At 59.4% G+C, this 24,186-nt stretch carries 23 protein-coding genes and 1 tRNA gene; 19 read left to right on the forward strand and 5 right to left on the reverse strand.

What is annotated here, in order from left to right; all coding sequences use genetic code 11:
• The first annotated feature begins 356 nt into the window (after positions 1 to 356).
• From rpoD to FHT29_RS05020, 8 genes are all read left to right on the forward strand, one after another.
• On the forward strand, positions 357 to 2,417 hold the full coding sequence (rpoD, locus tag FHT29_RS04985; RefSeq protein WP_037194574.1) for an RNA polymerase sigma factor RpoD: 2,061 nt from the start codon (positions 357 to 359) through the stop codon (positions 2,415 to 2,417).
• Positions 2,418 to 2,520: 103 nt separating this feature from the next.
• Complete coding sequence (locus FHT29_RS04990) at positions 2,521 to 3,321, forward strand: APH(3')-II family aminoglycoside O-phosphotransferase (RefSeq protein WP_052212711.1); 801 nt, start codon at positions 2,521 to 2,523, stop codon at positions 3,319 to 3,321.
• Positions 3,322 to 3,556: 235 nt separating this feature from the next.
• Entirely contained in the window at positions 3,557 to 5,002 is a 1,446-nt protein-coding gene (locus FHT29_RS04995; RefSeq protein WP_037194570.1) for a DUF930 domain-containing protein, read from the forward strand.
• A gap of 134 nt (positions 5,003 to 5,136) precedes the next feature.
• Positions 5,137 to 6,117 carry a DMT family transporter gene (locus FHT29_RS05000; RefSeq protein WP_037194568.1) on the forward strand — a complete coding sequence of 327 codons (981 nt, stop codon included), beginning with the start codon at positions 5,137 to 5,139 and terminating at the stop codon, positions 6,115 to 6,117.
• 105 nt (positions 6,118 to 6,222) lie between these two features.
• The gene (locus FHT29_RS05005) at positions 6,223 to 7,032 is read left to right on the forward strand and encodes an AraC family transcriptional regulator (RefSeq protein WP_168599248.1); all 810 of its coding nucleotides are present in this window, start codon (positions 6,223 to 6,225) and stop codon (positions 7,030 to 7,032) included.
• Between the two features lie 82 nt (positions 7,033 to 7,114).
• On the forward strand, positions 7,115 to 7,846 hold the full coding sequence (locus FHT29_RS05010; protein WP_168599249.1) for a phenylalanine--tRNA ligase beta subunit-related protein: 732 nt from the start codon (positions 7,115 to 7,117) through the stop codon (positions 7,844 to 7,846).
• Between the two features lie 98 nt (positions 7,847 to 7,944).
• Complete coding sequence (locus FHT29_RS05015) at positions 7,945 to 9,174, forward strand: MFS transporter (RefSeq protein ID WP_168599250.1); 1,230 nt, start codon at positions 7,945 to 7,947, stop codon at positions 9,172 to 9,174.
• Between the two features lie 297 nt (positions 9,175 to 9,471).
• Positions 9,472 to 10,395, forward strand: coding sequence for a LysR substrate-binding domain-containing protein (locus FHT29_RS05020; protein WP_168599251.1), 924 nt, complete (start codon positions 9,472 to 9,474; stop codon positions 10,393 to 10,395).
• A 23-nt stretch (positions 10,396 to 10,418) separates the two neighbouring features.
• Here FHT29_RS05020 and FHT29_RS05025 read toward each other — a convergent pair whose 3' ends face one another.
• Entirely contained in the window at positions 10,419 to 10,817 is a 399-nt protein-coding gene (locus FHT29_RS05025; protein ID WP_092577234.1) for a GNAT family N-acetyltransferase, read from the reverse strand.
• A gap of 112 nt (positions 10,818 to 10,929) precedes the next feature.
• Here FHT29_RS05025 and FHT29_RS05030 point away from each other — a divergent pair, with 112 nt between their 5' ends.
• From FHT29_RS05030 to FHT29_RS05045, 4 genes are all read left to right on the forward strand, one after another.
• Positions 10,930 to 11,283 (forward strand): DUF1428 family protein, encoded by a 354-nt coding sequence (locus tag FHT29_RS05030; RefSeq protein ID WP_092577231.1) that lies wholly within the window; start codon positions 10,930 to 10,932, stop codon positions 11,281 to 11,283.
• An 80-nt stretch (positions 11,284 to 11,363) separates the two neighbouring features.
• Positions 11,364 to 11,792 (forward strand): secondary thiamine-phosphate synthase enzyme YjbQ, encoded by a 429-nt coding sequence (locus tag FHT29_RS05035; RefSeq protein ID WP_037194553.1) that lies wholly within the window; start codon positions 11,364 to 11,366, stop codon positions 11,790 to 11,792.
• 171 nt (positions 11,793 to 11,963) lie between these two features.
• Positions 11,964 to 12,269 (forward strand): hypothetical protein, encoded by a 306-nt coding sequence (locus FHT29_RS05040; protein WP_168599252.1) that lies wholly within the window; start codon positions 11,964 to 11,966, stop codon positions 12,267 to 12,269.
• A gap of 257 nt (positions 12,270 to 12,526) precedes the next feature.
• The gene (locus FHT29_RS05045) at positions 12,527 to 12,868 is read left to right on the forward strand and encodes a hypothetical protein (RefSeq protein ID WP_037194548.1); all 342 of its coding nucleotides are present in this window, start codon (positions 12,527 to 12,529) and stop codon (positions 12,866 to 12,868) included.
• 126 nt (positions 12,869 to 12,994) lie between these two features.
• Here the strand turns inward: FHT29_RS05045 and FHT29_RS05050 are convergent, their stop codons facing one another.
• Positions 12,995 to 13,738: an SIMPL domain-containing protein gene (locus FHT29_RS05050; protein ID WP_168599253.1), complete on the reverse strand. Its 744-nt coding sequence runs from the start codon at positions 13,736 to 13,738 to the stop codon at positions 12,995 to 12,997.
• Between the two features lie 164 nt (positions 13,739 to 13,902).
• On the opposite strand from FHT29_RS05050, the gene FHT29_RS05055 reads away from it, so the two are divergent.
• A tRNA-Ile gene (locus FHT29_RS05055) sits at positions 13,903 to 13,978 on the forward strand.
• A gap of 31 nt (positions 13,979 to 14,009) precedes the next feature.
• On the opposite strand, the gene FHT29_RS05060 is transcribed toward FHT29_RS05055, so the two are convergent.
• From FHT29_RS05060 to FHT29_RS05070, 3 genes are all read right to left on the reverse strand, one after another.
• A complete protein-coding gene (locus FHT29_RS05060; protein WP_145677336.1) occupies positions 14,010 to 14,243 on the reverse strand; it encodes a hypothetical protein in 234 nt (77 codons plus the stop codon).
• Positions 14,244 to 14,372: 129 nt separating this feature from the next.
• Positions 14,373 to 14,591 (reverse strand): hypothetical protein, encoded by a 219-nt coding sequence (locus tag FHT29_RS05065; protein WP_037194543.1) that lies wholly within the window; start codon positions 14,589 to 14,591, stop codon positions 14,373 to 14,375.
• Between the two features lie 33 nt (positions 14,592 to 14,624).
• Positions 14,625 to 16,550 carry a membrane protein gene (locus FHT29_RS05070; RefSeq protein ID WP_037194541.1) on the reverse strand — a complete coding sequence of 642 codons (1,926 nt, stop codon included), beginning with the start codon at positions 16,548 to 16,550 and terminating at the stop codon, positions 14,625 to 14,627.
• A 294-nt stretch (positions 16,551 to 16,844) separates the two neighbouring features.
• Between FHT29_RS05070 and FHT29_RS05075 the strand changes: the two genes are divergently transcribed.
• The 6 genes from FHT29_RS05075 (at position 16,845) to FHT29_RS05100 (ending at position 23,769) form a co-directional block, all read left to right on the forward strand.
• Complete coding sequence (locus FHT29_RS05075; protein WP_168599254.1) at positions 16,845 to 17,558, forward strand: TfuA-like protein; 714 nt, start codon at positions 16,845 to 16,847, stop codon at positions 17,556 to 17,558.
• A 382-nt stretch (positions 17,559 to 17,940) separates the two neighbouring features.
• Positions 17,941 to 18,171 carry a hypothetical protein gene (locus tag FHT29_RS05080; RefSeq protein ID WP_168599255.1) on the forward strand — a complete coding sequence of 77 codons (231 nt, stop codon included), beginning with the start codon at positions 17,941 to 17,943 and terminating at the stop codon, positions 18,169 to 18,171.
• A 105-nt stretch (positions 18,172 to 18,276) separates the two neighbouring features.
• Positions 18,277 to 20,037: an ABC transporter permease subunit gene (locus FHT29_RS05085; RefSeq protein ID WP_168599256.1), complete on the forward strand. Its 1,761-nt coding sequence runs from the start codon at positions 18,277 to 18,279 to the stop codon at positions 20,035 to 20,037.
• A gap of 21 nt (positions 20,038 to 20,058) precedes the next feature.
• Positions 20,059 to 21,390 carry a nitrate/sulfonate/bicarbonate ABC transporter ATP-binding protein gene (locus FHT29_RS05090; RefSeq protein ID WP_168599257.1) on the forward strand — a complete coding sequence of 444 codons (1,332 nt, stop codon included), beginning with the start codon at positions 20,059 to 20,061 and terminating at the stop codon, positions 21,388 to 21,390.
• Between the two features lie 648 nt (positions 21,391 to 22,038).
• A complete protein-coding gene (locus FHT29_RS05095; protein WP_037194528.1) occupies positions 22,039 to 23,103 on the forward strand; it encodes an ATP-binding protein in 1,065 nt (354 codons plus the stop codon).
• Positions 23,104 to 23,106: 3 nt separating this feature from the next.
• Entirely contained in the window at positions 23,107 to 23,769 is a 663-nt protein-coding gene (locus tag FHT29_RS05100; RefSeq protein WP_037194527.1) for a response regulator transcription factor, read from the forward strand.
• The last annotated feature ends 417 nt before the right edge of the window (positions 23,770 to 24,186 follow it).

Raw genomic sequence — 24,186 nt, forward strand, 5'->3', positions numbered from 1 at the left:
CCTAAATACCAAAAGCAATCGTTTATGGCGCACCGAGCCTGTGGATAAGGCTTTTTCGGGTATTTAACGGGCTTTTTTGCTGGAAAAGCTTGACGAGAACAAAAAATCTAGGAATCACCGTTTGACTTCGGAAAGAACGGTATACTGGATCAAGCGGATCACCTAATAACATGGCCGGAAATCCAAACGCAATCCAGCTTTGCCATCCGGTAGCGGTGATCGTGGTTAATCGGGCATTAAAGGTCATTCCGTTAGGTGTTTGTCGGTGAGTCGAGGCTGGCGCAGGGCGTGCCGGCCAGATTGAAATGTTCTACCGCGTGTAAGTTTGCAGCGTCAGGGAAAGCGACGATATAGAGATGGCAACCAAGGTCAAAGAGAACGAAGAAGCTGAAGTCGAACGCGACGGCACCTCCGACGGCCCGCTTCTCGATCTTTCCGATGACGCGGTCAAGAAGATGATCAAGGCCGCGAAGAAGCGCGGCTATGTGACGATGGACGAGCTCAATGCCGTCCTGCCGTCCGAAGAAGTGACATCGGAACAGATCGAAGACACGATGGCCATGCTCTCAGACATGGGCATCAACGTCATCGAGGACGAGGACGTCGAAGAGGCGGGTGCCCCGTCGAACGACGATGACGATGCCGGTGGCGACGAGGACGGAGAAGGCGGCGAGCTGGCGCCTTCGACGGGTTCGGCGCTCGCCACCGCGAAGAAGAAAGAGCCGACAGACCGCACGGACGACCCGGTGCGCATGTACCTGCGCGAAATGGGTTCAGTCGAGCTGCTGTCACGCGAGGGCGAAATTGCGATCGCCAAGCGCATCGAGGCCGGCCGCGAAACCATGATCGGTGGCCTCTGTGAAAGCCCGTTGACGTTCCAGGCGCTTATTATCTGGCGCGACGAACTCAACGAAGGCACCACGCTGCTGCGTGAGATCATCGATCTCGAAACCACCTATTCCGGTCCCGAAGCCAAGGCTGCGCCGCAGTTCCAGAGCCCCGAGAAGATCGAGGCCGACCGCAAGGCGGCCGAGGAAAAGGAAAAGGCACGCCGTGGCCGTTCGCCGAATGGCGACGACGACATTACCAATGTCGGCGGCGAAGGCATGCCGATCGAGGAGGAAGAAGAGGACGAGGACGAATCCAGCCTCTCTCTCGCCGCGATGGAAGCCGAGCTGCGTCCGCAGGTCATGCTGACGCTCGACACGATCGCCGAGACCTACAAGAAGCTGCGCAAGCTGCAGGACCAGCAGGTCGAACAGCGCCTGTCGGCCTCGGGCACGTTGTCGTCGGCGCAGGAGCGCCGTTACAAGGAGCTGAAGGACGAGTTGATCAAGTCGGTCAAGTCGCTGTCGCTGAACCAGAATCGCATCGACGCCCTCGTCGAGCAGCTCTATGACATCAACAAGCGCCTCGTGCAGAACGAAGGTCGTCTGTTGCGTCTTGCCGAATCTCATGGCGTCAAGCGCGATAGCTTCCTCGAGCAGTATCAGGGTGCCGAGCTCGATCCGAACTGGATGAAGTCGATCGGCAATCTGGCCGCGCGCGGTTGGAAGGAATTCGCCCGGAACGAAAACACGACGATCCGTGACATTCGCCAGGAAATTCAGAATCTTGCGACTGAAACCGGAATCTCTATCTCAGAATTCCGCCGTATCGTGCACATGGTGCAGAAGGGCGAGCGCGAAGCCCGCATCGCCAAGAAGGAAATGGTCGAAGCGAACCTGCGCCTCGTCATTTCCATCGCCAAGAAATACACCAACCGCGGCCTGCAGTTCCTCGACCTCATTCAGGAAGGCAATATCGGCCTGATGAAGGCGGTCGATAAGTTCGAATATCGCCGCGGCTACAAGTTCTCGACCTACGCCACCTGGTGGATCAGGCAGGCGATCACCCGCTCGATCGCCGACCAGGCCCGCACGATCCGTATTCCGGTGCACATGATCGAGACGATCAACAAGATCGTTCGCACGTCGCGCCAGATGCTGCACGAGATCGGCCGCGAGCCGACGCCGGAAGAACTGGCCGAAAAGCTCGCCATGCCGCTCGAAAAGGTGCGCAAGGTGCTGAAGATCGCCAAGGAGCCGATTTCGCTCGAAACGCCTGTCGGTGACGAAGAGGATTCGCACCTCGGCGATTTCATCGAGGACAAGAACGCGCTTCTGCCGATCGACGCCGCCATCCAGGCGAACCTGCGCGAGACGACGACCCGCGTTCTGGCATCGCTGACGCCGCGCGAAGAGCGCGTGCTGCGCATGCGCTTCGGCATCGGCATGAACACCGACCACACGCTCGAGGAAGTCGGCCAGCAGTTCTCGGTTACGCGCGAACGTATCCGTCAGATCGAGGCCAAGGCACTGCGCAAGCTCAAGCATCCGAGCCGCAGCCGCAAGCTCAGAAGCTTCCTCGACAGCTAGGGCCGGGCGCAAGCCGGCATTGGCGTTGTTATGAAATCGAACCCGGTTTGCGAAAGCGAGCCGGGTTTTCCATTGATAACGGATCGGGATCAGGGTTCGGACCATGGCGAACAAGCCGCAGACTATCGAAATGTCTCTGCCGGCACGGCTGCGCGATCTGCTCGCGGGATATGATTGGCGACCGGCCGAGCTCGGCCGCTCCCCGGCCCATGTCTTTCGGCTCGAAGCTGTTGGCCGAGCGCCTATCTATCTCAAGACGGAGATCATTCATCCGCTGAGCGAGCTAGCGGGTGAGGTTTCCAGGCTGCGATGGCTCGCATCGAAGGGACTTGCGTGCCCCGAGGTGATTGCCCACGAGACAGACGGTGGGCGAGAGTGGCTGTTGATGAGCGCGCTTCCGGGCACTGATCTCGTCAGCAATGATCGATTGCCGCCGATCGAAAGAGTGCGGATCTTGGCCGCGGCGCTGCGGCGGCTTCACGGCCTGGATATTGCTACCTGTCCTTTTGATCATCGCCTGGAGAACAGGATTGCGGATGCAAAAGCGCGGTTGCTTGCAGGCTGTGTGGACGAAGACGATTTCGATGACGCAAGGCTGGGGAGATCGGCGCAGGATCTGTTCCGGGAGCTTGAAGAGCGCAGGCCGAAGACGGAGGATCTGGTGGTGACCCACGGCGATGCCTGCCTCCCGAATTTTGTCGCTCACGAAGGCAGCATCAGTGGCTACATCGATTGCGGCCGCCTCGGCGTTGCCGATCGCCATCAGGATATTGCACTGGCCTGCGGCAGCATCGCGCGCAATTTCGGGGAAGATCTTGTTGCCGACTTTTTGAAGGCCTATGGAAACTTTGAGATGCACTCTGAAAAGGCGGCTTACTATCGGCTGCTGGATGAGTTCTTTTGACGATGGATGAATGGATTCTCAGGTCACCCGATCACGCAGGTGTGTTTTTGAGCCATTGCGGATAGAACGGTGGCCTGACAAGTTCGATTTCGGCAATTGCCTCTTTCGTGTCGTGTTGTTGCATACCATATGTCTGCGGGCCGGCGAGGTCCGATCTGTTTGCCGCTAAGGATCGAATGAATCGATGCGCAATTTCCTCTTGATTGCTTTTTCTTCGCGAGTCATCCGCTGAACGATGGAAAAGGTTGCGGAAAAACGGGACAAGGAGATGAGGCCGGGCTTTGTCCTGTCGATCCTCCTGCATGTCCTGTTTGTTGCTATTTTTCTGCTGCCGCTGCTGCCCGCACCGCCACAGGCGAAGCCTGAGCAGAGCGTCAATGTCGAGCTCGTGCCGCAGCAGGAGGAAAAGCAGGAGCTTGCGACGAAGGCGAACGAGAAGCCCGACCAGCCTCCGAAGCCGACGCCAAAGCCCGACGAGAAGCCGCAGCAGCAGACGGCCGAAGCACAGCAGGAGCCAGAGCAGCCTCAGGGGAAAAAGTCGGACGAACAGCCGCCAAAGCAATCCGATCCCAAGGGCAAGGAGCAGGCTGAAAAGCCTTCACCCAAATCCGCTGAGACTAAGGCCGACAAGCCCCAAGAACAGGCGGAAAAGCCCGCATCCAAACCTGACGATGCCGGCGCTGACAAGCCTGTCGAGAAAGCTGAGCAACAGCCTTCTGCTACGGAGACGCCACTTCCGGATATGAAGGGCGACGAGAAGGATCCGACTACCACGCAGCAGGCTGAAGCCTCAGCACAGCCAAACGATACGCCTCAGACGCCGCCGAACGATGCTGCCGCCGCGCAACAGGCGGAAGCACAGGCTGCCGCGCAAGCAGCTGCGCAAGCCCAGGCTCAAGCGCAGCAAGCTCAACAGCAAGCCGATGCCCAAAGCCAGGAAGCAAATGCGGCCAAGCCGCCGGCAGGCGACTCGACCGCCAAAACCTCCTCTACTGCCCCGGATGTGCTTGCGACCAACCAGCCTTCGGATGTGCAGGTGCAGCAGCCGCAAGTGCAATCGGCCGATCAGAATGATCCTCAAGCGCAAGCCGCCGCACAGGCGCGGTCATCCGATCCGCAGCAGCAAACTCCAGCCGATCAGCCGAAGGAAGAGGCGAAAGCCGAGCCACAGATCGCCGTTCCCACGGTCAGGCCTTCTCCGACGGAGCAGGCTTCGCAAAGCCAGTCGGCTTCGGGCAACCAAGGCGGTCAGACGAGTGGCGCAGCATTGGTGACTGAGCCGCAACCACCTAAATCGCTCGTGCCGAAGAGGGCTATTGAAGCCAAGAAGCTCTATTCCGGTGCGGAAGTGGCACGTTTGTCCAAGAGCGACTACGATGCTTGGAAGAAGATGCCACGACGTGATCGGGTACGTTATCTCTGTAGGTCTGAAGAGACACTTCAATTTAGCCACGATCTCGGTGCGGTAGGCTATAATAACTCTGCGCTATCGTCCGCGATGCTTTCTGATATCAGTCTGTTTGGGGATGGGGTTGCGGTTGATACACCCAGCGGTTGGCAAAGGGTGGCATTTACCTGCCAAGTAGATGGCGACGCGCTGAAAGTTGTCGCTTTTTCCTATACGCTCAAAGGACATGTTCCCCCAAGTGAGCTGGACAAATCGCGCTTCTTCGCAAATTGACCCTGGATGGCCACTTCTGGCATCCACCTGAAACAATAGTTTATTTTCACCTAATCGAAATTCGGCCTATTTCATCGTACAATTTCCGGTATCTACCTGATTCAATTCTCCTCCCGTCGCATTGTACGATTCCGATGTCCTCGATTACAGCCGATTCCAGTTCCGCGGCCGCCGGCCGCTCCGCCTTGCGTGGCGTCCTCGTGGCATTCGCGTCTTATGCCGTCTTTGCCTTCAGCGATGCCTCGATCAAGATCCTGCATGGTGTGGTTCCCTCCTATCAGGTGGCCTTCATCGGCGCTCTGTTCGGTTTTGCCGCCGTGCCCTTCCTGAAGCGGCGGGAGGATGGCTGGATCGATATGGTGAAGACGTCGAACCGGCCCCTGTGGCTGTTGCGCTTCATCTGCGGTGCTACGGGCGCGATCTGCTCCGTCGTCGCCTTTACCAAGCTGCCTATGGCGGAAGCCTTTGCGCTGCTCTTCCTGCTGCCGTCCTTCGTGACGATCCTCTCCGTTGTCTTCCTCAAGGAAGATGTGCGCTGGCAGCGCTGGACGGCCGTCATCCTGGGGTTCGTCGGCGTACTCATCGTCCTGCGGCCAGGTTTTCGCGAGCTCTCGATCGGCCATCTCTGCGCCGCGATCGGTGGGCTTGCTGCCGCGATTTCGATCGTCATCAACCGCGCGCTCGGATCGAAAGAGAAACGTATCTCGCTCTATGGGGCGGGCCTGTTCGGCACGCTGATCGTCAGCGGCTTCCTCATGCTCTCGGAGGTCACCACGCCGACGGCGACGCAGTGGATTTTCCTGGCGAGCTATGGCCTGCTGGGCGCCTTCGGCAACGTGTTGTTGATGAATGCCGCCCGTATGGCGCCGGCCAATCTTGTCGCTCCGCCGCAATACAGCCAGATGCTGTGGGCCATCGTGTTCGGTTATCTGCTGTTCAATGACAGCATCGATACGCCCATGGCCTTCGGTATCGTCCTCATCATCTTTTCCGGCCTTCTGACGCTGGCGCGCGAGCGCAAGCGTGGCACGCCGCTGCCGGCGGCCGTTGCGGGTAATACCCAGACGGCATTGGCGACGGCGCAGGATGAACGGACTGAAGCACCCGGCAGGTGACGCGCATCTGCCGATGGGGCACGCATTGCATGCGATAGCGCCGCCGCGCTAATCTTTGCCGAAGTTTTCGGGGCAGGAAGCCTGTCCGTTTGGAAAAGGATCATCATGAGATCCGGCCAGTTCAGGATATTCCGCTCCCGTGCGGCAGGTATAGAGGTCGTGAAGGCCGAGACCAGTCACTGTTTTCCCAAGCATACGCATGACCAATTCGGCATCGGCATCATCGAATCCGGCGCGCAGGCGTCGCTCAGCGGGCGCGGAATGGTGCGGGCCGAGGCAGGGGATGTCATCAGCGTCAATCCGAACGAAGTGCATGACGGCACGCCCATCGGCGAAAGCCGCGCATGGTCGATGCTCTATTTCGATCCGAGGCTGATCGGCGATCTGCTTGACGATATCGGCGAGGGGAGCCTTGGCGGCGCGGAATTTCCGTCGCCAGTCATTCGCAATGGCCAAGTGGCGTCGTGTTTCAAAACCCTGTTCCCGCTTCTGGCTGGCAACGCCGCGCCACAGGATGCACTGTTGCAGGATGGGTTGTTGTTATCGCTGGTCGCTGCTGTGATGAGTGAGGGAGTGCCGGCGCCGCGCGATACAGGTGTTCCTGCAGCCATCGGTCGTGCGCGCGATCTGATCGAGCATGATCCAGCGGCACCCCTGACGCTTGCCGAACTCGCGGATGCCTGCGGGCTAAGCCATTTCCGGTTTCTGCGGGCTTTCACCAAGGCGACGGGGCTCACACCGCATGCCTATCTCTTGCAGCGCCGTATCCACGAAGCGCGGCGGCTGATCGCGGCGGGCACACCATTGGCTGAAGCGGCCTTTGCCAGCGGCTTTGCAGATCAGAGCCATATGACGCGGCTCTTCGTTCGCAATTTCGGCATATCGCCGGGCGCCTATGCAGCGGCCGCCGGCTAGAGCCTCTGCAATTTTGTTCAAGACCGGGCGATGACAACGGGGTTTTCTGCGGCACCAAGCCAGAGATGCAGAAGGAGAAGCCATGTATTTCCGCCATTCGAACGAGATGTGGAGCGAGTTCCCCGAATTGGTTCCCGGCGTTTTGTTTGCCGAAGGGATCAGCGCGGATGCTATCGTTACAGATCGCATCGTCAGCTATCATGCGACCGCCGCGGAGCGATTGGCGCAAGGCTCCGAAAGTGAGATGCCCGAAATTCAGGCCTGGCGGCGCAGCTTTTCAAAAATGGGGTTGAAGCCGACCCAGTATCGCTGCGCCTCGGAGGCTCTGCTGCGCCGTTTTCGTCAGGAGGGTTCCTTGCCGCAGTTGCATCCGCTCGTCGACCTCTGCAACGCCGTGTCGATCGCGTTCGCCATTCCCGTCGCTGTTTTCGATCTTGCGAAGATAACAGGTGATCTCGAGGTGCGGCATGCAGGCGGCAGCGAGTCTTACCTCACCTTTTCCGGCGAGACGGAGCATCCGGAGCCTGGAGAGGTGATCTTTGCGGATACTATCGGGCAGGCGCACGCCCGGCGCTGGACCAACCGGCAAAGCGGCCGTTCCGCCGTGCGCGAGGATACCAAGTCCGTGCTGATCGTCGCCGAGGCGCTGCATGACTCGGCAAGCGCCGATGTCCCGCATCTGATCGGCATGATCGCGGCGGAGCTGGCGAGCGTTTGGTCGGTCGAGGCGCGGTCGGGGCTTCTTAGCCGTTCATCACCGCGATTTGATCTGTCGTCCGCGATGAATTTGCAACCTGAGCAAAAACGCGGTTGACAACCGGCGCGTTCGGGCAGAGCAGGGGCTTCGACAGAATTTCGAACGATTGAGAAAACATGTCTCCGCGCAGCCGCGCCAGGAGACGAAGAAAGCCCATGGATACGCTGCAGAATCAAGACCGGCCGGGTGTGCTCGGTCACCCCGGCTACCGTTCTTTTGCGGCGTCGCGCGTTTTTTCTTCGATATGCTTTCAGTCGGTGACGGTCGCCATGGGCTGGATGATCTATGATCAGACCCATAGCGCCTTTTTCCTCGGCCTGGTCGGCTTCTGCCAGTTTCTTCCCATGGTCATCCTGACCTTCGTCGTTGGCCATGTCGCCGACCGGTTCGACCGGCGCCGCATCGGTCTCGCCTGCCAACTGGTCGAGGCCTTGACCGCTCTCGTGCTGGCCGTGGCGGTCTGGCAGCAGTGGATCGGTCCCGCCGGCATTCTCGCCGCCGTTGCCGTCATGGGTGCGGCCACAGCCTTCGAACGTCCGACAATGGCGGCATTGCTGCCGAATATCGTGCCGCCGTCGTTGCTTCAGGTCGCCATTGCCACCTCGACCTCGATGATGCAGACCGCCTTCATCATCGGCCCGTCGCTCGGCGGTCTGCTCTATGGCGTCAGCCCTGTCGCACCGTTTGCCGTTTCCGCGGTGCTCTACGTCATTGCGAGCATCAACGTCATTTCGATCCGTGTCGAGCGGCAACAGCCGTCGTCACGGGAGCCGATGACGCTGAGTTCTGTTTTTGCCGGCGTTTCGTTCATCAGAAGCCGGCCTGTGATGCTGGGGACGATCTCGCTCGATCTCTTCGCCGTCCTGCTTGGCGGCGCGACGGCACTCCTCCCGATGTTCGCCCGCGATATCCTGCATGCTGGCCCCTGGGGACTCGGCCTATTGCGCGCCGCCCCGGCGGTCGGTGCATTGGTGATGTCGATCTGGCTGGCTCGGCGACCACTGCAGAGCGATGTCGGCAAGAAGATGCTGTTTGCGGTGCTGATTTTCGGCGTCGCCACCATCGTGTTCGCGCTGTCGAGCAATATCATCCTTTCAGTAGCGGCACTGTTCGTCGTCGGTGCGTCGGATACCGTCAGCGTTGTCGTGCGCAGCTCGCTCGTGCAGCTTCTGACGCCGGATACCATGCGTGGCCGCGTCAATGCCGTGAACTCTCTGTTCATCGGCACATCCAACCAGCTCGGCGAATTCGAGTCCGGCATGCTCGCCAGCGTTCTTGGGCCGGTATTGACCGGCATCGTCGGCGGCGTCGGCACCATAGCGGTGGTGCTGCTGTGGATGCGGATCTTTCCGGATCTGACCAAGGTCAAGACGCTCAGGGGCTAGGTGCTCCGATAATCGGACTGATCTGCCGCGCCGTTGTGCAATCCCACATCCCGCAGCAGATGTTCGTTTGCTACGCAAAGCGTATCGCGTTTGCCATTCATTTTTATCGGCGGCTTTCTTTCACGACGACGCCAGCGGATTGATCGAGCCAGGTGCTCGGCAATCCGATGCCTCCAACCATATACATGAGATTTTCTCATCTGTTGCAAACCCGGTGGTTTCCACAGATAGGACAGATGCGCTGAAAACCTTGTCGTGTATAATGAAGCCTCCGATGATTAAACATGCGAGATTTTCATGGGAAAGAGGCCGCTTCCACCCCTGTCTGTGCTGCAGGCATTTTGCGCGATCGTCGAAACCGGCGGCTTTGGTCGCGCGGCTGATAGAATCGGTCAGACGCAGACCGCCGTCAGCCATCAACTTGCGCAGCTGGAGGGGTGGATCGGAGGCAGACTGTTCGATCGGGGCCGGGCCGGGGCGAGGCTGACGCCGTTGGGCGCGCGCCTGCATCCCGCAATTGCGGGGACGATCTCCGAGCTGGAGACGGCGCTCTATCAGGCGAGGGCGAGCGTCTCGGTTCGCAGCGTTGCCGTTTTCGTCTCGCCGGAGTTTTCAAGCCAATGGCTCGCTTCGCGACTGCCGGATTTCTGCCAGCGGCATCCGGATATCGAATTGAAGATGGCAGTCGGTTATCAGCGCCCGGATTTCAAGCCCGGCGGCGCCGATCTGGCGATCTGGCTCGGACGTGCCGAAGCCGGACTTATCGAGGAGGAATTGCTGACGGATGAGGAATTCGTCGTCAGTTCGCCGGCGCTTTCCAAACAATTGCCGCCGCGTAACGCCATAAGGGCCGCCCCGCTGCTGCGCTATACCGGCATGCGCCACACGATATTGGACTGGCAGCGCTGGTACGAGCAGATCACCGGCGGGAGCGGCGAGGCAGATACGCAGTTTGATATTGTGGCTGCTGTGGAGGATGGGCTTCTGTTCGAGAGCTTTGCGGATATGCTTGACGCATGCCGGGAAGGGCGCGGTTTCGCCCTCGTTCGCAGTTCGCTTGTCGCGCGTGACATCGCCGACGGTAAACTGGTGCGGTGTTTTATCGAGGCCCAGCCCGCCGCAGTCGGCTACAATCTTGTCTATCCGCAGAATGCGCTGCAAAATCCATCGGCGGCGTTGTTTCGTAACTGGCTGCTTTCGCAAGTCCGTTCGGCCGCCTGAGCCGGGGACAACGCGGTCCCGTGTCAATCGCGCAACCTTATCAGACCCGCTTCCGTGGCGGCAAAGCCGAGCTTTCGATAAAAGCCGGTGAGATGCGGTTCGAAATCGACATGAAGCCACTCGGCGCCGCGTTGTCTGGCCAGCATCTTGGCCCTCTCGACCAGGTTGGTCGCGACGCCCCGCCGGCGGAATTCGGGATCGACGCAGGTATCGAGAATAAAGGCGTGGATGCCGCCATCCCAGGCGACATTGACGAAGCCCACCAGTCTCATGCCTGCGAACGCGCCGACATGAGCGAGGCTTCTTGCGAGGATCGGCGAGAAATTGCGTGAGGAAGGATCGTGCCACGCGTTCGCCCAGAGCGCGTTGAGCGCTTCGTTTCCGGGATTTGGGTCATCCCTGTATTCTATGTCCATAGGCATCTCTGAGGCGGACGCTCGATTGGGCAATGGTCGGAAAAACTGCGCGCCCTATGTCGGATATAGTCGTGGCCGATCGTCATTCTAACGTGAGCATAGAACAGAGGAGGCTGACATGTCCTATGTGGATGGTTTTATCGTTGCCGTGCCGAAAGACAAGATGGAGGCATACAAGGTGCTGGCGCGCATGGCCGGCGAGGTCTGGAAGGAATATGGGGCTCTCAGCTATGTCGAGGCCGTCGGAGACGATGTGCCCTATGGCGAACTGACATCCTTCCCCCGCGCGGTGCAGGCAGCCGAGGATGAGGTCGTCGTCTTTTCGTGGATCACCTATGAATCCCGGCAGAGCCGAGACGAAATACTGGAAAAGGTCATGGCCGACCCACGCTTGAAGAATGGGATGGAGAACATGCCGTTCGATGGCAAGCGCATGATCTACGGCGGCTTCAACATCTTCCTCGAGATGTAGCCTGTCGGCCGCCGGACTTGACTTTCCGGCTGTTGCGGCCGACCTGATGCGGATCGCTGCCATTCTTGCCGGAAGAAGCCATGCCGCAAACCGTCATCACGCTGTCCACCCGTGGCCAGGGACTTTACGAATTCACCGACCCCGCGGCGGATTTCGTCCGTGCGTCGGCGTCGGGTAGCGGCGAAGGGCTTTTGACTGTCTTTGTGCGCCACACATCCTGCTCGTTGCTGATCCAGGAAAACGCCGACCCCGATGTGAAGACCGACCTCAATGCGTTTTTCCGCCGGCTGGTGCCGCCGTCCTCCGATCCCTCTATGCGCTGGATCGTGCATACGACGGAGGGACCTGATGATATGCCTGCGCATATCAAGGCGGCGCTGACCCAGGTGTCGATCGGCATTCCCGTGATGAACGGCCGTCTGACGCTTGGAACTTGGCAGGGCATCTATCTCTTCGAGCATCGCGACCGGCCGCACCGGCGCGAGGTCGTGCTGCATCTTTCCGCGTGAGCTGCCGCGATTTTCGCGTCAGCCGATCGGTAGCCGCCATGAATACAACCTGAATGGTCAATTCGCGTTCGGTTCAGCTTGGCTGACATAACGTGAGTTCAATCCCAAGGGCATCGAGCCGGATATCGGGATTGCAACGATCCGCAGCAAGGATTTGAAGGAGAAACACCCATGACCAATCTTTTCGCCAAGGCAGGCATCGCAGCTCTCATCGCACTCGGCGGCATTTCCGCAACGGCCGTCACCGCATCGGCCAATGATTTCCATCCCGGCATCCAGCAGGTGCGTTACGATCACCACCGCGGCCGTGCGTGCTCGCCGGTGCTAGCAGTTCGCAAGGCCCGCGACATGGGTCTGCACCGCGCCCGTATCAACAACGTCACGCCGCGCCGTGTTGTCGTCGAAGGCTTCGGCCGCCGTGGCCATGATCGTGTCGTTTTCGCCAATGTGCCCGGTTGCCCGTTGATCCGCCGTTAACGGCAGCCAGGTGGGAAAGGCCGCGTTTTCCACATCTATTCGATAGTTTCGAAGTCGCCTCCGCTCGGGAGGCGGCTTTATTTTTTTACATTGTGCTATGATGAGGCATCTGGCGTCGTTTTAGCGTTCATTGTACCTGATTAGCGGATGAACGGTTGATTCTGAGCTTGTTCAGCATCGCGCCGTTACTTCTCGGGCACTCGCTCAGCACATATTGCAGGCATGAGAGGGAAGCCCTTTGCTCTATGGAGGACACAATGAGACAATTGCTGGCAAAGTTGGGGGTAGCCGTCGCCATCGCAGTTACCGCACTGTCGGTCACGGCGGATTTTGCCGCCGCACAGGGGGTGGATATCTATGTCGGCCCCGGCCGTCATCGGCCGCCTCCGCCGGAATACGACAATCCGCCGCCGCGCTTCGACCGCCGTCGTGGCTGCGATCCGCGTGAAGCGTTGGATGTCGCCCGCAGTTATGGCCTGCGCCGCGCCCGCGTCGTGGATGTGACGCCGCGCCGCGTCATCGTCGATGGCTTCGGTCGTCGCGGTCCGGATACGATGATGTTTGCCAATGTTCGCGGCTGCCCGATGCTGGGCCGCTGATCGGAAAAGCGGGCGCATATTGCGCCTGCCATTCCATATTTGACCTTTTCGCCTTTTGGCGGGGGCCGCGGAACCGCCCTTTGCTCGATTCTGATGAATCCGAGCGAAGGGCGGTTCTGTTTTCAACTACTGCTGGATCGCGTAGGTGATGCTGACCGAAGCATTGTACTCGTTCTCGCCGGTTGCGACGGGAACGGCCTTGTCCATCGGGGCCGCGGCCATTGCCTGGCGCATATATGGCTGAGGCGGAGCGGCAATGCCGCCTTCGTGGATCGCGATGACCCGGCCGAGCTTGACGCCGGCGGCATCCGTCAAGGTCTTTGCCTTGGCGGCAGCATCGGCCACTGCCTTCTTGCGGGCTTCCTCAAGCGCGGCATCCGGCTTGTCGTTGGTGAACTGGATGTCGCCGCCCTGGTTGATGCCGAGCTTGATCGCCTGGTCGAGCAGCGCACCGAGCTTGGAGAGATCGCGCACGCGAACGGTGAGGCCGTTCGTCACCTGGTAGCCGTTTAGAACCGGCGGCTGCGCACGGCCGTCCTTGTCGTTCGGATAGGTATATTGCGGCTGAATGGAAAAACCTGACGTCTGAAGGTCACGCTCGGCGATGCCGATATCCTTCAGCGTTGCAAGCACAGCGCCCATGGCCTTGTTGTTCAGGTCGAGCGCATCCTGAGCGGCCTTCGCCTGCTGAACGACCGCCAGCGTGATCACGGCCATATCCGGCGCGACAGCTGCATGTCCCTCACCGATGACGGTGATGACGGCTTCGCGCGGCTTTGCATCCTCTGCGAAGGCGCCGGCGGCGGGCACGAAGAAGGCAGCGCTGACAAGAGCGGCAAAAACAAAATCTCTGGTTTTCGTCAGTGGCATGGTTCGTTCCTTGGTTGGTGTTTCCTCGGGATTCGCTTTTGCGGATTGATTGTGAAGGTATTGCGGCAGTCCCTTGTGGGAAAAGAGAAATTGGGCTAGAGCCAAGTCGGCTTCCGGGGAACCATTGCTCCGGTGCTGTAAGCGCGACGATTTTCTCTCGTGCCGGGCCTGTAGCTCAATGGTTAGAGCCGGCGGCTCATAACCGCTTGGTTGGGGGTTCGAGTCCCTCCGGGCCCACCATTTTATTTGATAATTTTTCGCTGGCTGCGTTTTATCGGAGTTTTGTTGATGGTCTCTCCGTTTCAGGGATGAGGGCCGGGTATAGCTTCTCCAAGGGCAACATGATCTCGAAGTATAATGTGCCCATTACCTCTCCCACCGCCTTTTTGAACTGGCTGCGCAGCGTTTCATCCTCGACCGCGTCAGCAGATTCAAATAATTCGTTTATCAGCGGATCGAGCGCGATCACACGCGCGTAGACTACCCTCGCAGTCTCGTCTCTCATCGGCCGCAGCTCCCCAGCGTCGAGCAGAATTCTCGCATTTTGCTCGACATATTGGAGGCTACCACTATTCGAACTGGTAAACAGCATTGAGGTGCCGATTGCCTCGGCACCTCCTTTATTTACGGTAACTTAGCCGTCCAGATGACCCGAAAAAGCCTTGTCGGCTGATTTTACCAGGACGGCGACATCCACGCCCTTGGTGATCACTGCGCCGCTTGCCCGTAGATCGACGACCGGCTTCAGCGTGCCGGTGACGTGCGTGGTCAGTTGCACGACCGTTCCTTTGTCGAGATCTGCAACCCATAGGCCTTTTTCACCGGCCACTCCAATAATAACAACTCTAGCCATGCAGATTAGTCCCTTTCTCTACCTGGTTTGATGTCAAAATCCTGCTTTCTTAAGGCCTTCGCGATAGATGTCCTTTTGCCATTGCTCTTGCAGAGGCACGACGGCCAGCCATCTATCCACATCGAAATCAGGATTCGTTTCGAGAGCCCGGCTGACGAAGAAGCGTGCCTTCTTGTCGTTGCCAAGCATTGCCCAGCTTGCGGCCGAAAGCCGGTCTGCCAGATCGGCATCGACCATCCGGTCGATATATCCAAGCGCATTCTCGAAGCTGCCCAGGCAATAGCTGGCCCCCGCAGCCGTCCAGAGATATGAGTCCGGATTGATGGGGTTGAGCTCCATGGCCCTCTGGATTTTCTCAAGAGCGAGGCCGGGGCGAGAGAAGTGGACCAGCGTGTCCGCGTGATCGGCAATGACGTCCGCGTAATGCGGGCTCAGCGTCTCCGCCAATTCCAGCGCCTCGACGCTCTCGTCGATGGACCCCTGCAATAGCTTGGCGACGCCGAGCTCGCGGTAGCCGTCGGCAAGATCCTCGCGAATCGTGATGGCTTGGGTGGCATAGGTCTCGGCCGATTTCAGCAGCTCGATATCGCCGCGTGCCGTCAGCAGCCATTCCTTGGAATAGGTGCGGGCAATGGAGCTCAGTGCCGGTGCGAAATCGGCGCTTTCGCGCAAGGCAGTCTTCATCTCCTTGCGGGCGCGCCGCATGTTCGGCAGGGTCAAGCGATGGAGATATTGCTGCGCGACAAGATATTGGTGATAGGCAGCGGGGCTCTGTTCGAAATAGGCGCGCGTCATCCCATGCTGTTCGACCTGCCCAGCGACTTCGAGGATGATGTGCCGCGAGATGTCGTGTTTATTGCGGGCCAGATCCAGCTTGCGAAAGCTGAAGCGTTCGGCCCAGACGACCTCGCTGTTCGACAGATAGATGAGCTGCGTAAACAACGAAACGTCATCGCCGAGGCCGCTCAGCCGGGTATCGAGAACATAGTTGATGTCGTATCGCTGCAGGAGCTCGAATTGGTTCTCGCTTTGCCTGCTGATCTGCATGGCGGAGTAGGGGGCGATCACCCGCAGGCTGTTCAAGGCGCAGAAGCCAAGGGTGATATCCTCGACCAACGAGGTGGCCACCATCGCAGCGCCGGGGTCGGGACTGTGGTTGATTGGCGGCAGCAAGGCCAGACGCGGCAGGCGCGGGATGGGCCTAGTCGTCGCATCACGATCCGACAATGCGCCCGATTCGGACTGGTGGACGGGCGCTGGGGTCTGGCCTTGAGGCTGCATCGACAATTTTGCCGGCCACGATGAAATGAGCTCCTTGCGCCGTTCGAATATGCGTTTGAGCTGCTCCAGCCCACCTTCGGCGTCGAACGCCTTCAGCAATATGCGGTGCGTGCTCTCGTCCTGCGGTTCGGCCTCGAAGAGAAGGAGTGCGGCCTCCTTGATGAGCGCGATGCCGTCGGGCGTCGCGGGAGCCGTGACGACGTCATCAAGTGTCTCCTTCAACATGGCGAGATGTCGCCTGCTTTCGCCCGCCCGCCAATCGATGAAAACCCTGCTTTGACAGTTGGCCTTCCCGAGAAACCTTGCGCGCAGGCCTTTTGCAAGGAAAGCAAGCTTATCCAATGGTTTCTTGAGCGTGTCGGCACGCGCGGAAATAATATCGCTGGTTATAGAGTCGCGCTCGAGATGGACGTCCGTCTCGTCAAAGGTCAGGAATGCGGTCTTCAGGTCCGACTGCCGGCTCTTGATGCGGGAAACAAGCTTTCGCAGATTCGTCAGGGAGTTGGCGATATCATCCTCGCCCCAGAGGAGCCGCGCCATGCTTGCCCTGCTGGCAGAACTGTTTTCGTTCGCAAGTAGATAGGCAAGTATCAGCAATGCTTTTTCCGGAAACGCGACCGCCTGACCCTCCCTGTCGAGAAGAACGATTTCTCCGAATGTTCTGAGTGAGAATCCCATCGCGCTTTCTATATCGCTTTAAACGTGTAATAGCCGCCGAGGTGCCGTATTTCAGTAATTGTAGGCAGATTGACGCCGGTACGACAACGAAACTGGTCCTATATTTCTGCTGCAACGCGTGATTAATTGCAACTCAAGCCCTCACAATTCTGTGTTTTAGCGAAGGTTGTTGCTCCAAATCCCGAAAATGGTAGTTCTGAATGGGGCGGTGTTTGCTTCCGGACTTGAAATTTCCAACCGTACGTGGCTCCGGGAGGTCGGGATGCGCGCCGAGAAGAGGATTTTGGGTTCACGATGAAAGTTATCTTTGCCGGACCGACCTTCCATGGTGCGACTCTGTTGCCGGCTGCAGGCTATGAGCTGCGCCCGCCAGCCAGGCAAGGCGACTTTTTCCAGGCCGTGGACGATGGTGCCAACGTCATCGGATTGATTGATGGGGTCTATGAGTATGTACCGTCGATCTGGCACAAGGAAATCCTGTTTGGCCTTGCTCAAGGAGTACAGGTCTTCGGCGCCGCGAGCATGGGCGCGTTGAGAGCGGCCGAATGCGCGGCCTTCGGCATGGTCGGCATCGGCAGGATTTGTGACGATTACGTCAGCGGCGCCTTGGAGGACGATGCCGAAGTCGCTCAGTCCCATGCGCCTGCGGAACTCGGCTTTCTTCCCTTGAGCGAGCCACTCGTCAATGTCCGGGCAACGATCGCGCATTGCTTGCTGCTGGGGTGCATAACCGGGGCAGAGCACGATCGTCTTCTGGAGACGGCGAAGGCGATCTTCTTCAAGTATCGTACCTATAAGTTGCTGGTTCAGTCCTGTATTTCGGATGACAAGCGTGCCTCCGGAGTGCTGGCAGCCTTGCGGACAAATTCCGTCAATCAGAAGCTGCTGGACGCCCGGCTGCTCGTCGATGCTGTCGTCAAGGCATCGGATCGGCGCCTTGTTCCCAGCTTCGACTGGACCTTCGAGGCGACAAGTTTCTGGAATGCAGCATTTCCTTCTTCCCGATAGGTCGAAGCCCGACTTCAGGATGCTTCCTAACTCCTTTCGTGAGTATGATTTCATCGCCGCCGCCAAAGCCCGCGGCCTGCGAAATCTCGGGCGGTATACTTTGGTATAATTGCGATGCACCATCGCCTGATTGATCCCCCTCAGTGGTTGTGACAAGACGGCCCTGCCTGCGCAACACAATGCGAAGGCTGACGAAACAACTGATCAAGAGACAAATGGACAGCTACCCTAGTCGCTGTCCGGCTGCGGTTTCGAGCCGCATCCGGACGGTCATCGCAACAACCTGGACCGCTACCGGCATCCGCCGGGCGAGCGTCGGTCGGGCATAGCCTGTCCGGCTCGCCATCCGGATCCGTCGACAAGCGGACCGACGAGGTGAGCCATGAACAACATCGTTCTTTTCCGCGGACGGGCGTCCGCATCCAAATTTTCCGACTTGCAGATCCTGCCCGCCGTGGTTGGCACGCCGAGGTCTGATCGGGGTGTGATCGTTCAGCGCCCACGCATGATCGCCATTTGGCACATCAATCCCCGCAGCGGGAAATTGGAGTGCTTCTGGACGACCGAGCGCGGAGCTGCTCCCGACGAAGACGGCAGTCGTCGAGCGGCATAGGCCCGCTTTCCCGAATTCTTGTTTTACCGCGCATGTCCCTGGCTCCGCGACTGGGGCGCCACGAACATGCGTCATTCGCGACCTCTTGTTTTCAAGGGATTAGACATGGTCTTCCTTCCTAATGATCGGCGGGAGCGCAGCGCCGTTGCCGCGCTTGCAGGCGCCCGTATACTACCGAACGGCTACGACCTTGCTGCATTCGCCTTCATTGTCGCAGTCGCGTTTCTTGCGCTTCACGGCGTCGCGGAAATGCGGGCGCCGCTGTCGGGGCTTGCTGCCGCGCCGCTCACGCTCGATCCCGCCAATCTGCCTGAATATGCGCTGCGCACGACATTGCGCATGCTGGCCGCGATCGTCGCCTCGCTCGTCTTTACCTTCGTCGTCGCAACGCTTGCCGCGAAGAGCCGCCGCGCCGAAACGATCATCATTCCGGCCCTCGACATATTGCAGTCGGTTCCGGTGCTCGGCTTCCTGACTTTCACCGTCGCATTCTTCATGGGATTGTTTCCCGGAAGCCAGCTCGGTGCCGAGTGCGCCTCGATCTTTGCGATCTTCACCAGCCAAGCTTGGAACATGGCCTTTTCTTTCTATCAGTCGCTACGGACGGTGCCCCGCGACCTCGATGAAGTCAGCCGTGGATTCGGCCTCTCCACCTGGCAACGCTTTTGGCGGCTGGAGGCACCTTTCGCTGCGCCCGGTCTTATATGGAACACGATGATGTCGATGTCCGGCGGCTGGTTCTTCGTGGTTGCTTCGGAGGCGATCACCGTCGGCAATACCACCGTACAGCTTCCGGGACTTGGCTCCTGGCTCGCACTTGCCATCGACAAGCAGGACTTTGCCGCCGTCGGCTGGGCCGTGCTTGCCATGGGGATCGTGATCCTCCTCTATGATCAGTTGCTCTTCCGGCCGATCGTCGCTTGGGCAGACAAATTCCGCTTCGAGCAGACGGCGGGACAGGAGAAGCCACGGTCCTGGGTCTATTCGTTGGTGCGCCGCACGCGCCTTCTGAAGCACCTAACCGCACCCTTTGCCGCCATCTGGGACCGCGTGATGCTCATCCGGCTGCGGTCCAGGCCGACAATGGTTGGCCGCAGGCAAGGCGGACGGCGGCCGATTACGCGGGTCATCGATTATGGCTGGCTCGCCCTGATCGCTGTCGTCGGTGCCTGGAGTGTCTGGAGTGCCGTATCGTATCTAGATCAGACGCTGTCGTGGAACGACGTCGGGATCGCTTTTGCCGGCGGATTCGTCACCCTTATCCGCGTCGTTGTCCTGATCGCGGTGGCCAGCTTGATCTGGGTTCCGCTTGGCGTCTGGATCGGTCTTCGTCCGGCCGTTGCAGAGCGCGTTCAACCCGTGGCTCAGTTCCTGGCCGCATTTCCGGCGAATGTGCTCTTTCCTGTTGTTGTGATCGCAATCGTAGCAACGGGTGCCAACCCCGACATCTGGCTGTCGCCGCTCATGGTGCTGGGCACGCAATGGTACATCCTCTTCAACGTGATCGCCGGTGCAAGTGCCTTCCCCACCGATCTCCGGGAGGCTTCCTCGGTCTACAGGCTGCGCTCATGGACGTGGTGGCGCCGTGCGATACTGCCAGGAATATTTCCCTACTACGTCACCGGAGCGCTGACGGCGTCGGGCGGTTCCTGGAACGCGAGCATCGTCGCTGAACTGGCAAGCTGGGGAAATACGAAGCTCGAAGCTTTCGGGCTTGGTTCATACATCGCGAAGGCGACGGAGGCGGGCGACTTTCCGCGGGTAATTCTCGGCATCGTCGTCATGTCCGTCTTCGTCACCCTCTTCAACAGAACGCTCTGGCGGCCGCTCTACGTCTTCGCTGAACGCCGCCTGCGTCTCGATTAATCACATATCGGAGAACCGAACATGGAAAACGCTGTCATCTCCAAGAAGGTCGACATCACAAAGAGCTCGCCGCTGGTGCTGGCCAAACAGGTCTGCCAGACATACGACAAGGGGGCTTCAGGCTCGCTGGTCGTGCTCGAGAATGTCGATCTTCAGCTCTATCCCAATGAAATTGTGGGGCTGCTTGGCCGTTCCGGCTCGGGCAAGTCGACGCTGCTGCGCGCCATTGCCGGTCTCATCCGCCCCAGCAAGGGTGAAATCACTTTCGAAAGCAGGCCGGTGACCGGTCCCAATTCCGGCATTGCTGTTGTGTTCCAGAGCTTCGCCTTGTTTCCCTGGTTGACCGTCTTGCAGAATGTCGAGCTTGGCCTGGAAGCCCAAGGGGTTGAATCATCGGAGCGCCGCAAGCGAGCGCTGGCGGCCATCGACCTGATCGGTCTCGACGGCTTCGAAAGCGCCTATCCCAAGGAGCTGTCTGGAGGCATGCGTCAGCGTGTCGGTCTTGCCCGGGCGCTTGTCGTTCGTCCCAAGGTGCTGCTGATGGATGAGCCCTTTTCCGCACTCGACGTGTTGACCGCCGAAACGCTTCGCACCGACCTTCTCGACCTGTGGTGCGAGGGTCGGATGCCGATCGAGTCGGTTCTGATGGTGACGCATAATATCGAGGAAGCGGTGTTGATGTGCGACCGCATTCTGATTTTCGGATCGAACCCCGGCCGTGTCATTGCCGAAATCCGGGTGGAATTGCCGCAGCCGCGCAATCGTCTCGATCCGGCATTTCGTATGCTGGTCGAGGACATCTATGCCAGGATGACGGCAAAAACCGGTGCGCCGACACGTGACGGCTTGTTCCCGGGTACGGGCATCGCCATGGCGCTGCCGCGCGTCTCGACCAACCTGATGTCCGGTCTCATCGAGACGGTTGCAGCAGAGCCCTATCGAGGGCAGGCCGACTTGCCGCCGCTGGCGACACACCTGCATCTCGGCATCGACGATCTCTTTCCGGTGGCGGAAACGCTGCAGCTTCTGCGTTTCGCAGATCTCGAAGGAGGCGACATCAAGTTGACGGCGTCCGGCTTGCGTTTCTCCGACAGCGATGTCGACGAGCGCAAGCGGCTCTTCGAGCAACATCTGGCAAGCTATGTGCCGCTTGCTGCTCATATCCGCCGCGTTCTGGACGAGCGGCCGACGCACCGCGCGCCGGCCCGGCGCTTTCGTGACGAGCTCGAGGATTACATGTCGGAGGATTATGCCGATATCACCCTCAAGGCCGTGACGAACTGGGCCCGCTATGCCGAGTACTTCGCCTACGACGAAAATGCTGATCTCTTCACGCTGGAGAACCCAAGTTGATAAACGCGATCGGGTTGGATCCAGAAGGGCTGCCGGCGGATGAGGCGGCGGCCAAGCAAGAAGCGTTTTTGAATTTGATAAGCACCCAAGGCACGGCCCAACGCACAGGGCTCCAACGGGATCGCCGATCCATTCGCTCTCGCGGCCTGCTTGGTCGCGGGAAGGATTATCATGCCCGGGGACAATGAAGAATCTGGCCGCCTGCTGGAGGCTCTCAGCAGACAGAATCGAAGCAACTCCAGCAACAGGAAGGACCAACCTCCCAAAGTGCGAGGGCATTTCGGTAAGCGAGCGGCGCGCCTGAAGGACTATGCCGGGCTGCCGGGCGCAGATACTTTTTTGAGGAGCGAATCGGCTCATGCAATGGACCACGCGCCTATATTTTCGCGGGTTCTGCCTGCGAGGCAAACGCGCCTGCTGTTCGCGCCGCAGCTCGTCTGAACAGAGCAAGTCTCGCTATCCTTCGACGTCGGCAATGCCGCCGTTTTTGCAACCACTATGCGGGAAGGACAATCATGACCGTCGCACTTGATCAAATGACCCTCAATCTGGCACGGCGAAGGCCGCGGTTGTTTTTGGACTTTGGGTCAGGCAGTTTGCCATTCCCGTACGCAATGTGCTGCGAACGCTGAAACGGGGACGAAGGGCATGAGGCGCGAGTTTCTGAAGTATCTTCTCGAAATGCCGTTCCTTTGGCTCGGCATCGCGATCCTTGCCGGCCTTATCTTTATTGGCGACACGATCACCGACTTGGAGATCGCGTTCGCCGTTCTGTACGTGTCTGTGATCCTCATATCGGTGTATTCCGGGCGAACGGGAGCGATCGCGTTCGTGGGCGTCGCCTGTGCCGTCCTGACGGTCGTGAGTTACTTCCTGACGCGTCATGGAGCTTCGCAAGCAGGTCTGGTCAACAGCACGCTCAGCCTGCTCGCTATCGGCGCGACGACCTATCTGGCGATCAGGATCGAGAGGCTTGACGCAAGAGCGAGGCTCGCGCAATCCGAGCTTGCGCGGATGTCGCGCCTCATGATCGTGGGCGAACTCGGCACATCCATCGCTCACGAGGTCAGTCAACCGATTACGGCGATAGCTGCCAACGGCAACGCTGCGCTCCGATGGCTTTCGGCAACGCCTGCCGATCAGGATGAGGCGAGGCGCGCGATCGAGCGGATCGTCATGGATGCCGGGCGGGCAGGCGATGTCATCGGCCGCGTTCGCGGACTTGTGGCGCGGTCGGCTCCTTCGCGCGATAGGATCGACCTGATCGAGGCGATTACGGATGTGTTGGAACTCGTTCGCAGCGAGATCCGGAAGAGCCAGATACTTCTTCGCACCGAGCTTGCGAGCGATCTGCCATTGGTCATCGGCGATCGCGTGCAGGTCCAGCAGGTCATCCTCAACCTGATCATGAATGCGATCGAGGCTCTGACTGAAGTCGACGCAGAGGCGCGTGAACTGCTTGTCAGTGCCGCTGCCGATGAAAGCAAGATCACAGTCAGCGTGCGTGATTCCGGTATCGGCGTGCCGTTGGCGACGCTCGACACGATATTCGACGCCTTTTATACGACCAAACCGAACGGCATGGGAATGGGGTTGGCGATCAGTCGGTCGATCATCGAGGCACATGGTGGTACCGTCTATGCGGCGCCGAATTTCCCGCATGGAACCGTTTTCGGCTTCACCTTGCCGTTGGATGCGAAGGTGAGAGGGTAGGGCATGGAAGAGCAGCGATCAGCCGTTTATGTGATCGATGACGATGCGTCCGTGCGAGACGGGCTCGACAGCCTCCTGCGCTCGATCGGCTACGACACGCGTGGCTTTGCCTCGCCGCGTGACTTCCTGTCGCACCCTCGTTCGGTCGGCCCGGCCTGCATTGTCCTCGACGTCCGGATGCCGGATGCGAGCGGCCTCGATTTTCAGGACGAGCTAGCGAAGGCAGGTTATCTGACACCCATCATCTTCCTTACCGGACACGGCGATGTGCCGATGTCCGTCCGGGCAATGAAGGCCGGCGCGGTGGAGTTTCTCCTGAAGCCGTTCCGCGAGCAGGATCTTCTCGACGCGATCCGGCAAGCTCTCGAAATCGATCGGACTCGCCTTCGGAAGGAAGCCGCGGCCATCGATCTTCAGGAACGTCTTTCGACGCTCACATCACGTGAACGCGAGGTCATGGCGCTTGTTGCGTGCGGCCTTCTGAACAAGCAGATCGCCGCTGAGATCGGCCTGAGCGAGATCACCGTGAAGGTCCATCGTGGTCAAGCCATGCGCAAGATGCGGGCCGACTCCGTGGCCGACCTCATTCGAATGGCCGATAGTCTCGGATTGACCAAAGCAAGCGTCGACCGCCGGGGAAATGGTGTGGCGCCGGGGCAGCGTTAGTCTCGGTCTCTTCGCTAAGCCGGTGGGGCGGTGACGGTGCCCTGATGAAATATCATCTGCCACCTGCCATCGATGCGCTGCCAGATCGAACTGCGCAAGACATGCCGCGGCGGCTTACCATCTTTTAATGGCCGAATGGCTCGATAAGTCACCAGGACTGCATCGGGTGAAATCGATCGAAACGCGTAATCGCAGGCGGTGACCAACGCTGAAGGTTTATCCGCCGTCTCCTCCGCCAGCCGTGTGATGAGCTCGTCTCTATCGTTATAGATCGTTCCCGAACTGCCGAATTCAACGAACCCCTCCGCCAGGAGCTCCGCACTGCTTCCGGCGACCGGCGGATTTCCGGACGATGCAGTTTCTCCTCGAGCATGCGAATTTCTTCACGCTCGCACAGCGGAACTTCCGTGGCCATGG

Origin of the sequence: Rhizobium sp. SG741, from assembly GCF_012275435.1 — a bacterium.
Classification (GTDB): Bacteria; Pseudomonadota; Alphaproteobacteria; order Rhizobiales; family Rhizobiaceae; genus Rhizobium; species Rhizobium lusitanum.